Origin of the sequence: Bradyrhizobium canariense (assembly GCF_018130465.1) — a bacterium.
In the GTDB taxonomy this organism is placed as follows: Bacteria; Pseudomonadota; Alphaproteobacteria; order Rhizobiales; family Xanthobacteraceae; genus Bradyrhizobium; species Bradyrhizobium canariense_C.
The window spans coordinates 178,938-191,697 of record NZ_JAFCKJ010000004.1 but is presented as its reverse complement, the minus strand read 5'-3'; the positions used below and the strand labels follow the sequence as shown (position 1 = coordinate 191,697).

General features: G+C 64.8%; 11 protein-coding genes. 10 read left to right on the top strand and 1 reads right to left on the bottom strand.

Annotated features, from left to right (window positions below):
• Positions 1–30 precede the first annotated feature (30 nt).
• The 5 genes from JQ591_RS14170 to JQ591_RS14150 all read left to right on the top strand — a co-directional run bounded on the left by JQ591_RS14170 (position 31) and on the right by JQ591_RS14150 (position 6,086).
• A complete protein-coding gene (locus JQ591_RS14170) occupies positions 31–2,079 on the top strand; it encodes an elongation factor G (RefSeq protein WP_211396621.1) in 2,049 nt (682 codons plus the stop codon).
• A 271-nt stretch (positions 2,080–2,350) separates the two neighbouring features.
• The gene (locus tag JQ591_RS14165; RefSeq protein ID WP_211396620.1) at positions 2,351–2,623 is read left to right on the top strand and encodes a helix-turn-helix domain-containing protein; all 273 of its coding nucleotides are present in this window, start codon (positions 2,351–2,353) and stop codon (positions 2,621–2,623) included.
• Positions 2,624–2,712: 89 nt separating this feature from the next.
• Positions 2,713–4,467: a SulP family inorganic anion transporter gene (locus tag JQ591_RS14160; protein WP_211396619.1), complete on the top strand. Its 1,755-nt coding sequence runs from the start codon at positions 2,713–2,715 to the stop codon at positions 4,465–4,467.
• Positions 4,468–4,554: 87 nt separating this feature from the next.
• Positions 4,555–5,394 (top strand): shikimate dehydrogenase, encoded by an 840-nt coding sequence (locus JQ591_RS14155; RefSeq protein WP_211396618.1) that lies wholly within the window; start codon positions 4,555–4,557, stop codon positions 5,392–5,394.
• A 65-nt stretch (positions 5,395–5,459) separates the two neighbouring features.
• Positions 5,460–6,086: a hypothetical protein gene (locus JQ591_RS14150; protein ID WP_211396617.1), complete on the top strand. Its 627-nt coding sequence runs from the start codon at positions 5,460–5,462 to the stop codon at positions 6,084–6,086.
• A 112-nt stretch (positions 6,087–6,198) separates the two neighbouring features.
• Here JQ591_RS14150 and JQ591_RS14145 read toward each other — a convergent pair whose 3' ends face one another.
• A complete protein-coding gene (locus JQ591_RS14145) occupies positions 6,199–7,335 on the bottom strand; it encodes an alpha-hydroxy acid oxidase (RefSeq protein ID WP_211396616.1) in 1,137 nt (378 codons plus the stop codon).
• Positions 7,336–7,470: 135 nt separating this feature from the next.
• On the opposite strand from JQ591_RS14145, the gene JQ591_RS14140 reads away from it, so the two are divergent.
• The 5 genes from JQ591_RS14140 to JQ591_RS14120 all read left to right on the top strand — a co-directional run bounded on the left by JQ591_RS14140 (position 7,471) and on the right by JQ591_RS14120 (position 12,744).
• Positions 7,471–7,638: a hypothetical protein gene (locus JQ591_RS14140; RefSeq protein ID WP_211396615.1), complete on the top strand. Its 168-nt coding sequence runs from the start codon at positions 7,471–7,473 to the stop codon at positions 7,636–7,638.
• A 220-nt stretch (positions 7,639–7,858) separates the two neighbouring features.
• A complete protein-coding gene (glmM, locus tag JQ591_RS14135) occupies positions 7,859–9,202 on the top strand; it encodes a phosphoglucosamine mutase (RefSeq protein WP_211396614.1) in 1,344 nt (447 codons plus the stop codon).
• A gap of 232 nt (positions 9,203–9,434) precedes the next feature.
• Positions 9,435–10,685, top strand: coding sequence for an MFS transporter (locus JQ591_RS14130; protein WP_211396613.1), 1,251 nt, complete (start codon positions 9,435–9,437; stop codon positions 10,683–10,685).
• A 236-nt stretch (positions 10,686–10,921) separates the two neighbouring features.
• A complete protein-coding gene (locus tag JQ591_RS14125; protein ID WP_211396612.1) occupies positions 10,922–11,749 on the top strand; it encodes an outer membrane protein in 828 nt (275 codons plus the stop codon).
• 167 nt (positions 11,750–11,916) lie between these two features.
• The gene (locus JQ591_RS14120) at positions 11,917–12,744 is read left to right on the top strand and encodes an outer membrane protein (RefSeq protein WP_211396611.1); all 828 of its coding nucleotides are present in this window, start codon (positions 11,917–11,919) and stop codon (positions 12,742–12,744) included.
• Positions 12,745–12,760: the final 16 nt, after the last annotated feature.

Below are 12,760 nucleotides of genomic sequence, written 5' to 3'. Positions count from 1 at the left end.
GGGCCGAGCTCCACACCAAGGAGGCGGCGAATGGGACAAGACGTCAGAAGTCCCCGAGGTCCACGGTGCATTGCGCTGGTGGGCCCTTTCCAAAGCGGTAAAACCACACTTCTCGAAGCAATCCTGGCGCGAACGGGCACAATCCCGCGCGCCGGCAGCGTCGATGCCGGAACCTCCGTCGGCGACGCAACGCCAGAGGCCCGTCATCACAAGATGACCGTCGGCCTGACTGCCGTCACCACGAGTTTCATGGGCGACAGCTACACCTTCCTCGATTGTCCCGGTTCCGTCGAATTTGCCCACGACATGCGCGCCGCGCTGCCTGCGGTCGACGCCGCAATCGTGGTCTGCGAAGCCGACGAGAAGAAGCTGCCGCAGCTTCAGATCATTCTGCGCGAGCTGGAGGAGCTGAAGATTCCGCGTTTCCTGTTCCTCAACAAGATCGATCGCGCCAACAAGCGCATCCGCGAGACGCTTGAGATGCTCCAGCCCGCCTCGCGCGTGCCGCTGGTGCTGCGCCAGATCCCGATCTGGAAGGACGAGCTGATCGAGGGCTTCGTCGATCTCGCGCTGGAGCGCGCGTTCATCTACCGCGAGCACAAGGCTTCCGAAGTGGTTGCGCTCGAAGGCGGCGATCTCGATCGCGAGAAGGAGGCCCGCTTCTCGATGCTGGAGAAGCTCGCCGATCACGACGATGCGCTGATGGAGCAGCTGCTCGAGGACATCCAGCCGCCGCGCGATGCCGTGTTCGACGATCTCGCCCGCGAATTGCGCGACGGGCTGATCTGCCCCGTGCTGCTGGGCGCCGCCGCACGCGAAAACGGCGTGCTGCGTTTGATGAAAGCGTTGCGCCACGAGGCGCCCGGTATCGCGGAGACCGCAAAACGTCTCGGCGTTCCCGAAACCAGGGACGCCCTCGGCTTCGTCTTCAAGACGCTGCATTCGCAGCACGGCGGAAAGCTGTCGCTCACGCGGATGCTCGCCGGCCATCTCGACGACGGTGCCACGCTGCAATCCTCCTCCGGCGGGGCCAGCCGCATCTCCGGCATCCTCGCCGTCACCGGGGCCTACGACACCAAGCGTGCCGCGGCGGAAGCCGGCGACACGGTGGCGCTCGCCAAGCTCGACCCGATCAAGACCGGCGACACGGTCTCGAACGGCAAGACCCAGCCGGCGGCGCTCGCCACCGCAGAACCCACGCCGCCCGTGCTCGCGATCTCGGTTGCGGCCACCGACCGCAAGGACGACGTCAAGCTCGGCCAGGCGCTGACGCGGCTGCACGAGGAGGATCCCTCGCTCGTCTTCGTGATGAACGCCCAGACCCACGACACCGTGCTGTGGGGGCAGGGCGAGATGCACTTGCGCGTCGCGAGCGAGCGGCTGCGCGACCGTTTCGGCGTCAAGGTCGCCTCGCATCCCCCCGCGATCGGCTATCAGGAAACCATCCGCAAGCCGATCGTCCAGCGCGGCCGCCACAAGAAGCAGTCCGGCGGCCATGGCCAGTTCGGCGATGTCGTGCTCGACATCAGGCCGCTGCCGCGCGGCGACGGCTTCAAGTTCGCCGAGAAGGTGGTCGGCGGCGCGGTGCCGCGCAACTACATCGGCGCGGTGGAAGAGGGCGTCGTCGACGGGCTCGCACGCGGCCCACTCGGTTTCCCGGTCACCGATTTGCAGGTGACGCTGACCGACGGCTCCTATCACAGCGTCGATTCCTCCGACCTCGCCTTCCGCACGGCGGCGCGGGTCGGGCTCAACGAAGGCCTGCCGCTATGCCAGTCGGTGTTGCTGGAGCCGATCCACGTGGTCGAGATCGTCTGCCCGACTGACGCCACCGCCAAGATCAACGCGATCCTGTCGGCGCGGCGCGGCCAGATCCTCGGCTTCGACACCCGCGACGGCTGGAGCGGATGGGACTGTGTCCGCGCCATGATGCCGGAAGCCGAGATCGGCGAATTGATCGTCGAACTGCGCTCGGCCACGGCCGGCGCCGGCAGCTTCACCCGGCAGTTCGACCACATGGCCGAAGTCACGGGGCGCGCCGCCGACCAGATCATCGCAGCGCATCAACACGCGGCGTGATCGGCTTCGCGCGCTAAGGGACGCATCGCTCTCTCACTCCCTCTCCCCGTTCTTCACGGGGAGAGGGTTGGGTGAGGGGCCGCCTCCGCGGTCACGCTGAAAGTTGAACTCACGCAGCCTCCTCCCCACCGTAATTGCTTCGTCGCAAGAGCTCCTCGCAATGACGGAGGAGACTGATGGGCACCCCCTTGCGCTCGCCTCAAAATGATGTATTTTACATCATTGTATATGTCCAAGACATCACTTATAATCTCTCATACGTGAGGCCAAGGTGATCACGTCGTTCCAAATGCGGGCAGCGCGCGCGCTGCTCGGCATTGACCAGAGGGCCTTGGCGGAGCTCGCAGGCGTCTCGCTGCCGACCATTCAGCGGATGGAGGCCAGCACCGGCAATGTTCGTGGCGTGGTCGAGACCTTGATGAAGGTGGTCGAGGCGTTCGAGCGGGCCGGCGTCGAACTGATCGGCGAACAGGCGCGCAGCGAAGGCGGTGGGCGTGGCGTTCGGCTCAAAGAGCCGGGGTCGCCGCGTCGGATGGGAGCGTGATCCCGCAATGATCATGCTCGGGAGCAGATCTAACTAACGCACCGTCGCGCCCAATACGCGGCCGCACGATGCATCGGAGCGTTGTGGGCATGAGCATCACAGGCGAACACGCAGGCAAGCTGCATCAGCTTCGTCGGCCGACCTTCACCGAACTCTATCTGCCAAAGCTCGTGACGGTGTGGCGCGAGGGCTATGGCCTTGCGGATTTCCGCGCCGACGTCTTTGCAGGTCTCACTGTTGCGATCGTCGCGCTGCCGTTGTCGATGGCGATCGCGATCGCCTCGGGCGTGACGCCGGACCGCGGACTCTACACCGCTGTTGTCGGCGGCTTCATTGGGTCACTGCTCGGCGGCAGCCGGTTCCAGATCGGCGGACCGGCCGGCGCCTTCATTGTGCTGGTTGCGGCGACCGCCGACCGTCACGGGGTTGACGGCGTGGTCCTCGCCACGCTGATGGCGGGCCTGTTCCTGATCGCCGCGGGCTTCCTGCGGATCGGCACCTATATCAAGTTCATTCCGTATCCGGTGACGGTCGGCTTCACGGCCGGCATCGCCGTCATCATCTTCGCCAGCCAGCTGCGCGATCTCGGCGGGATCACACTCGTCGCGAAGGAGCCGAGCGAATTCGTCCCGAAACTCGCCGCGCTCGCCGGGGGGCTGCACACCGTCAATCCGTCGGCCGTCGCGGTCGCGATCGTCAGCATTGCCATCATCGCCGGCATGCGACGCTGGCTGCCGTCCTGGCCGGGCATCCTGATCGCGGTCGTGCTGGCGGCGGTCGCATGTGCCGTGCTGTCGCTGCCGGTCGAGACCGTCGGATCGCGCTTCGGCGGCATTCCGCGCGAACTGCCCTCGCCGGCCTTGCCTGCGTTCTCGCTGGCGAAGGCGACCGCCGTGCTGCCGGATGCGATCTCCTTCGCGCTGCTCGCCGCCATCGAATCGCTGCTGTCGGCGGTGGTGGCCGACGGCATGACCGGACGCCGTCACCGCTCCAATTGCGAGCTGGTGGCGCAAGGCGCCGCCAATGTCGGCGCAGCGCTGTTCGGCGGCATTTGCGTCACCGGGCTGATCGCGCGCACCGCGACCAACATCCGCGCCGGCGCGCGGGGGCCGCTCGCGGGCATGCTGCATTCGGTCTTCCTGCTGCTGTTCATGCTGATCGCAGCGCCGCTCGCGAGCTACATCCCGCTGGCCGCGCTCGCCGCCGTGCTCGTCGTGGTGGCTTGGACCATGGCGGAAAAGCACGAATTCGCGACGCTCTTGCGCTCGTCATGGGGCGATGCCGTCGTGCTGCTCGCAACCTTCCTGCTCACCATCTTCCGCGATCTGACCGAAGGCATTCTGGTCGGCTTCGCGCTTGGCGCGGTGCTGTTCATCCATCGCATGGCGGAAACGACGGGCATCGAGGAACGTTCGCCGCTGGTGGCCGATGATCGGCCCGATGACGGCAATGGCGAGCGCGTGCCCTACGACCCCGCACTCGCGGTCGATCGCGACGTGCTGGTCTATCGCATCACCGGCGCGTTCTTCTTCGGCGCGGCCTCGGCGATCGGCAGCGTGCTCGACGGCATCGCCGACAAGCGCAAGGGATTCGTGGTCGATTTCGCCGCGGTGCCGTTCCTGGATTCGACGGCGGCCAACGTGCTTGGCCGCGTCGCCGCCAAGGCCCACCGCCAGGGCATCCGGCTGTTCATCACGGGGGCATCGCCTGCGGTTCGCCGCGCGCTGCTCACCCATGGCGTCACGCCGCCGCGTGCCCGTTATCGCGAGACCATCGCGCGCGCCGTCGCCGACATCAAGGGTCACGCGGCACAGTCCGCGGGCGACGACGCGGGCACGACCTAGCGCCGCGCCCTTCCCGAGGCGGCCTGTGTGCTTGACAGAGCCCGCGGGACGCGAAATGGATCGCCTCCGAAACGATCCGGGGGAAGGATGACCGTGACCAAGGCTCCCGCAGCCTGTCTGATCGGATGGCCGGCCGCGCATTCGCGCTCGCCGCTGATCCATCATTACTGGCTGCGCACGCTCGGGATCGCGGGCGGCTATGTCATCGAGGCGGTTCCGCCCGATAATTTGCGCGACTTCGTGCTGCGGCTGTCGCTGCGCGGCTTCGTCGGCGCCAACGTCACCATCCCGCACAAGGAAGGCGTGCTGGCGCTGTCGACGCCCGATGCCCGCGCGCGGGCGATCGGTGCGGCCAACACGCTGTGGTTTGCGGACGGCGAACTGCGCTCGACCAACACCGACGTCGAGGGCTTTATCGGCAATCTCGATGCCAGCGCGCCCGGCTGGGACGGCGCCGAAGAGGCGTTGGTGCTGGGCGCCGGCGGCTCCTCGCGCGCAATCGTGTTCGGGCTGCTCGAACGCGGCATCAAGCGCATCCATCTTGCCAACCGCACCATCGCCCGGGCCGAGATGCTTGCAAGGCAGTTCGGGCCGAACGTGCATCCTGTTGCGTGGGACGGGATCGACGACGTCCTGCCGCGCGTAAAATTTCTCGTGAACACGACCTCGCTGGGCATGCACGGTCAGCCTTCACTCGACGTCGACGTCGCGCACCTGCCGGATGGCGCGGTGGTCGCCGATCTCGTCTATGTCCCGCTGGTGACACCGCTGCTGGCGGCTGCAAAGGCGCGTGGGCTGAAGACCGCCGACGGGCTCGGCATGCTGCTGCATCAGGCGGTCCGCGGCTTCGAGCTGTGGTTCGGCCAGCGGCCGCAGGTCACGGCCGAGCTGCGTGCGCTGGTCGAGGCCGATCTCACAAAGACTTGAGAGAATAGCGCGTAACCTCCGGAGTTCTATGTCCGTAAGGGCAATAGGGACAATCGGAGACCATCATGTCTGTTCAACGCGCAACTTTCACACGTCCACTTATCGCTGTCGCGATGGTGGCCGTCTCGACCCTCTCGGCACTTGCGCAAAGGGCGCCGGTGCCGACGCGCGTGCGCGGCACGATCGAAAGCGTCAATGGTGACACGATGCAGGTCAAGGCGCGCAGCGGCGAGGACGTCAAGCTGCACATCGCCTCCGACGTGAACGTGTCGGGCATTACCAGGATTTCACTTGCCGATATCAAGCCCGGCTCCTTCGTCGGCGCCACCACCGTGCCGGGACCGGACGGCGGCGCGAACGCGGTCGAGGTCCACGTGTTTCCGGAGAGCATGCGCGGCACCGGCGAGGGCTCGCGACCCTATGACCTCAAGCCCAACTCCAGCATGACCAATGCGACCGTGTCGGAGAGCGTGGTCGGCAATGACGGCCATACGCTGCTGGTCAAGTACAAGGACGGCGAGAAGAAGGTGTTCGTCGCCGACAATACGCCGGTGGTGACCTTCGTGCCCGGCGACAAATCCGATCTGAAGGCCGGCGCCAAGGTGATCGCCTTCATGAAGCAGCTGCCGGACGGCTCGTTCGAAACCAACCGCGTCAGCGTCGGCCGCGATGGGGTGACGCCGCCGATGTGAGGGGCGCTGCTGCGGCGACATCTTCAGTGTCGTCCCGGCCCAGTGCGCAATTGCGCACGGGGCCGGGACGACGGCTGAGTTTGAAGCGGCTGCTTTTCACCACATATGGCGATCACATCGCAATGATATGATCGTCGATCTCGTCGATCCTGTTGACGCCGCACAGGCCCATGGTGGTGAGTAGCTCCTTCTGGATGAGCTCGATCGCCTTGGCGACGCCGGCCTGGCCGCCGGCGCCCAGGCCATAGGCGTAGGCGCGGCCGATCATGCAGGACTTTGCGCCGAGCGCGAGCGCGCGCATCACGTCCTGGCCGGAGCGGATGCCGCCGTCGAACATGATCTCCATCTTGTCACCGACCGCGTCGGCGATCTCGGGCAGCACCTCGATCGATGACGGCGCGCCGTCGAGCTGACGGCCGCCATGGTTGGAGACCACGATCGCCTGCGCGCCGGTTTTCGCGGCGAGCTCGGCGTCCTCGACGTCGAGGATGCCCTTCAGCACCAGCTTGCCCGGCCAGATGCTGCGGATCCACTCGATGTCCTTCCAGTTCAGCGAGGTGTCGAACTGCGAGTTAATCCAGGTCGACAGCGACGTGATGTCGTCGCTGATCTTCAGATGACCGGCAAGATTGCCGAAGGTGCGGCGCTTGCCCTGGAGCACGCCCGACACCCAGGCCGGCTTGGTGGCAAAATCGATCAGCTTCGACAGCGACCATTCCGGCGGAACCGTCATGCCGTTCTTGATGTCCTGGTGGCGCTGTCCGATGACCTGGAGATCGACGGTCAGCACCAGCGCGGAGCATTTCGCCGCGATCGCGCGCTCGATCAGCGCCTTGATGAAGCCGCGGTCCTTCATCACGTAGAGCTGGAACCAGAATGGCTTCTCGACATTGGCCGCGATGTCCTCGATCGAGCAGATCGACATCGTCGACTGCGTGAACGGGATCCCGGCGGCTTGCGCGGCGCGGCAGGCATGGATCTCGCCATCGCCATGCTGCATGCCGAGCAGGCCCACCGGCGCGAGCATCAGCGGCATGGTCGAGGGCTCGCCGAGGATCGTGGTCGCGGTGTCGCGGTTGGAGACGTCGACCAGGATACGCTGGCGGAACTTGATCGCCTGCATGTCATCGCGGTTGGCGCGCAGCGTTTCCTCGGCGTAGGAGCCGCGGTCGCAATAATCGAAGAACGCCTTCGGCACGCGGCGCTGATGCAGTGTGCGAAGATCGTCGATACAGGTGATGTGCTTCATGAACGTTTCCCCGGCCCGTCTTGTATCGGAAGTGTCTTGCGTCGGAAGTCTTGCATCGGAAGATCGAGGGGTCATCTAGCATGGTTGGATGCACAGCCAAATCGTTTGCAAATCCTTTGTGGAGAGGAGGGCGCCATGACGAGGCCGCACACCGGACCGACGCCGGAAGAGATCAAGGAGAAGCGTGATCTCGAGGAAGCGCTGGAAGAAGGTCTGGAAGAGACCTTTCCGGGCTCCGATCCTGTCAACGTCACCCAGCCGGCGCCGAGCCGCGGGGACGGCCACGTGAAGCGCTCCGGCTAGGAGCAGGTTCCGTCCTGTTCCGGCGTTTTCGCCGGAAATATAATGTTAACAAGACGTTATCGGCGCTCGGGCGTGCCCGGTTCCGTAATGATTCATCATATTTTTTGAAGCCAAGTTAGCCGCGATGGCTTTATAAGATCTCAGCAAATCAGGGATGCGGGTCCCGCCAGGGCACCCGGAGGTTGTATTGGGGATTCCTGGTTGTTGCGTGGGGGACGATATGAGCCGCAAATATTTCGGGACGGACGGGATCCGGGGCCGCGCCAACGGACTGATCACGCCGGAGCTCGCGCTCAAGGTCGGCCAGGCCGCGGGCCTTGCGTTTCAGCGCGGTGACCACCGCCACCGGGTCGTGATCGGCAAGGACACTCGCCTGTCCGGCTACATGATCGAATACGCGATGGTCGCGGGCTTCACCTCGGTCGGCATGGATGTGCTGCTGGTCGGCCCGATGCCGACGCCGGCGGTTGCGATGCTGACCAAGTCGATGCGCGCCGATCTCGGCGTGATGATCTCCGCCTCGCACAATCTGTTCGAGGACAACGGCATCAAGCTGTTCGGCCCGCAGGGCTTCAAGCTCTCCGACGACGTCGAGAAGCAGATCGAGCAGCTGCTCGACGAGCCCATCGACAAGCGTCTCGCCCAGAGCGCCAGTCTCGGCCGCGCCCGCCGCATCGACGGCGTGCATGACCGCTACATCGAATTCGCCAAGCGCACGCTGCCGCGCGATCTGTCGCTCGACGGCCTGCGCGTCGTGGTCGATTGCGCCAATGGCGCCGCCTACAAGGTGGTGCCGGAAGCGCTGTGGGAGCTGGGCGCCGACGTGATTCCGATCGGCGTCGAGCCCGACGGCTTCAACATCAACAAGGAATGCGGCTCCACCTCGCCGGAAGCTCTGTCGAAGAAGGTCCGCGAGATGCGCGCCGACATCGGCATCGCGCTCGACGGCGACGCCGATCGCGTCATCCTGGTCGACGAGCGCGGCCACATCGTCGACGGCGACCAGCTGCTCGCGGTGATCGCGCAGAGCTGGAAGGAAGACGGCCGGCTGTCGCGAGCGGGCATCGTCGCCACCGTGATGTCGAACCTCGGACTCGAACGCTTCCTCAATGGTCAGGGGCTCGAACTCGTGCGCACGCCGGTCGGCGACCGCTACGTGCTCGAGCAGATGCTGAACGGCGGCTACAATCTCGGCGGCGAGCAGTCCGGCCACATCATCCTGTCCGACTACGCCACCACCGGCGACGGCTTCGTTGCCGCATTGCAGGTGCTTGCCGTGGTGCAGAAGCTGCGCCGGCCGGTGTCGGAAGTCTGCCACCGCTTCGATCCGCTGCCGCAGATCCTGAAGAACGTCCGTCACAAGGGCGGCAAGCCGCTCGACAATTCCGACGTCAAATCGGCGATCTCCGACGGCGAGCAGCGGCTCAACGGCCACGGCCGCCTGCTGATCCGCTCCTCCGGTACCGAGCCGGTGATCCGCGTCATGGGCGAGGGCGAGGACCGCATTCTGGTCGAGGACGTCGTCGACGCCATCGTCTCGGCGCTCGGGCAGGCCGCGGCGTAAGCCTGATCGCTTCGCGGAGCGCGATCGTAGCCCGGATGGAGCGCAGCGAAATCCGGGATTCGTGCAACAGGCGAAACGCCCCGGATTGCGCTGCGCTCCATCCGGGCTACGAACCCCCACAGACGGGGAGAGCGAAGCGCATCCCAGCCATCGACGAATGGCGATGGTTCGGCCACTGATTGCATCGTAACTAGCGGATGCGGCGGTTCGCCGCGCCCGCCGGGATATTCCAGTGAACAAGCCTGTCGTCGTCTCAGAGGAAACGCTGACCGAGTCCGTCGTCGTCAGCGACGTGACGCCCGCCGCCACCGCGGCCGCAGGGCCGGCCTATGTCGTGCTTGCCGGCATCAGCTTCTCGCACTTCCTCAACGACACCATGCAGTCGCTGATCGCCTCGGTGTATCCGATCCTGAAGGACACCTATGCGCTCGACTTCGCGCAGATCGGCATGATCACGCTGGCCTTCCAGTTCACGGCCTCGCTGCTCCAGCCGGTGGTCGGCCACTACACCGACAAGAAGGCGCAGCCCTATTCGCTGTCGATCGGCATGGCCTCGACCTTCTTCGGTCTGTTGCTGCTCAGCGCCGCCCACCAATATCTCGTCATCCTCGTCGCTGCCGCGCTGGTCGGTCTCGGCTCGGCGGTGTTTCATCCCGAATCCGCGCGCATCGCGAGGCTGGCGTCGGGCGGCCGCTACGGTTTTGCGCAATCGGTGTTCCAGCTCGGCGGCAGTTTTGGCACCTCGATGGGACCGGTGCTCGCCGCACTCATCGTCGTGCCGTTCGGGCAGGGCAGCATCGCCTGGTTCTCCTCGATCGCCTTCCTCGCGATCCTCATCCTCTGGCGCATCGGCCGCTGGTACGAACCGCAGATCAAGGCGAAGAAGACCGCGGTGGCTCAAGCCCATCCCGACGCGCCGGGTTCGCGTCGCGTCGTCGTTGCACTCCTCGTGCTGGTCGCGCTGCTGTTCTCGAAACAGCTCTACGTATCGAGCCTGTCGAGCTACTACATCTTCTATCTGATCGACCGCTTTGGCGTGTCGACCCAGGCGGCGCAGATGTATCTCTTCATTTTCCTCGCGGCGAACGCGGTCGGCGCTTTTCTCGGCGGTCCCTTGGGCGATCGCTTCGGCCGCAAGATCGTGATCTGGATCTCGATCCTGGGGGCGCTGCCGTTCACGCTGGCGCTGCCCTATGCCGGGCTCTATGCGAGCGCGGTGCTGTCCGTGATCATCGGCCTGATCATCTCCTCGACGACGTCGTCGATCATCGTGTTCGCGCAGGAGCTGGTACCGCATCGCTTCGGCATGATCTCCGGCGTGTTTTTCGGTGTCGCCTTCGGCATCGGCGGCCTTGGCGCCGCCGTGCTCGGCAAGCTCGCCGACCACACCTCGATCGAGTTCGTCTACCAGGTCTGCGCCTATCTGCCGGCGATCGGCCTGCTTGCGGTGTTCCTGCCCAAGCTGCCGCGGCACGCGCGTTAACATATCCTGTCTTGCTGCAACGCGGCTTCATACATCGTTAGGAAATGCGGCGAAGGCGTCGCATTTGGCGCTGCATTTTTGCAACGCTCGCGGCGCACGCGCGTGTGAGTTGAGAAAAAATCAACCTTAAAAATTAGGGTTAAGTGGCGCTTAAACATTTGCTGCCATCGTCCGGGCCGTGAGTTTCCAGAACGTGAGGCGCCGTATTTGCCTCACCGGCCAAAAGGACGAAGCCAATGCGTAGCGTTAAGTCTCTCCTTGCCGCGGGTGCGGCATCCCTGATTTCCTCGATGGCGTTCGCCGCCGATATGCCGATCGCGGCGCCCCCTCCGATGTACGCGCCGCCCCCGCCGCCTTCCGACTTCGGTGGCTGGTATCTGCGCGGCGACGTCGGCATGACCAACCAGAGCGCCAAGCGCATCGATGCTGTCATAGCGCCGGGGGCCACAAGGACGACGGAGGGACTCGGCTTCGACTCTTCGCCGCTGTTCGATCTCGGCGTCGGCTATCGCTTCAACAACTGGTTCCGTACCGACGTGATCGGTCAGTACCGCGGCAAGGCCAACCTGCACGGTGCGGACAACGTCATTGCACCCGGCTTCGTCGGCTCCAACAATTACAGCGGCAGCAAGTCCGAGTGGGTCGTCATGGCGAATGCCTATGTCGATCTCGGCACCTGGTGGTGCATCACCCCGTTCATCGGCGCCGGTGTCGGCGGCTCTTACAACAAGATCAGCGGCTTCCGCGACGACGGTGTGTCATACAGCCCGGGGCTCAACAACAGCGTCGCTTACTTCGCCGACAACGGAAAGTGGAACCTCGCCTGGGCCGCCCACGCCGGTCTCGCCTACAAGGTCAATCCCGGGTTCACCGTCGAACTGGCCTACAGCTACATGAACCTCGGCGACGCGGCGCCCGGCAACTATCGCTTGTTTGACAACAGCGCCTCGGGTCCGTCCACGATCAAGATCAAGGAGCTCACCTCGCACGACGTCAAGCTCGGCGTGCGCTGGGATCTCAACAGCCCGCCGGCTTACATGCCGCCGCTCGTCACCAAGGGCTGATCGTCAGCCTGATCGGTTAGGACTTATTAACGGCGCGGGATCATCCCGCGCCGTTTTGCTTTGCGTATTTTTCATGGCGAGCGGTGACGAAAGGCTCCGACGCAACCATTGGTTAAGGTTAACGGGCCATGATCACGAGCGAAAGTTCGAGTTCGATGGAGCGTTCGATGCGTAGGTTTTTGTTGGCGGCGGCGATGTTGGGGACGGTCTCTGCCGCGCACGCGGCCGATCTCTCTGACCTGCCCATCTTGCGCGGCAGCTTCACCGACGGCTTGAGCAAGTCCAACGTCAACTGGCAGGGAAGCTATGTCGGCGCCCAGGGCGGCTATGGCTCGTCGGACGAGAACTTCAACGGCTCGACCAGCAACATGATGGCGGCATTGTTGGCCGATACCTTGATCGAAAGTTCGATGGGCGTATCGCAGTGGAATCTCGGACTTGGCAAGGCTTCACAGCGCACCAGCGGCTACGGTGCTTTCGTCGGCTACAATGCCCAGTGGGACGATGTCGTACTCGGACTTGAATTCAGCTACCTGCACGGCAAGTTCGGTGGAACGGCGTCAGCCTCGGAGCGGCGGGTCAGCGCCACCGCCCTGTCCGACGGCAATTTTCACGATGTCACGGCGACCTCCACGTCGTCGATCAACATCAGCGACATGGCGACATTCCGCGGCCGCGCCGCTTACGCCTGGGGATGCTTCCTGCCCTACATGTTCGCGGGCCTCGCACTCGGGAATGCGGACATCATCCGCACGGCCAATGTGCAGGACCGCATCAGCGCGACCCAGCTCGGTACCTATACCCCGCTCGCGCCGCTGAGTTCGACAGACGCCCAGCATAACCATTTGATCTACGGCTACACCGCTGGTCTCGGTGTCGACGTCAATCTGGTCGGCGGCCTGTTCTTCCGCGGCGAGTACGAATATATCCGCTTCAGCTCGGCGGTCGACACCAGCATCAACACCGTCCGCGCCGGTCTCGGCTACAAATTCTGAAGCGCCTGCGCGGCGC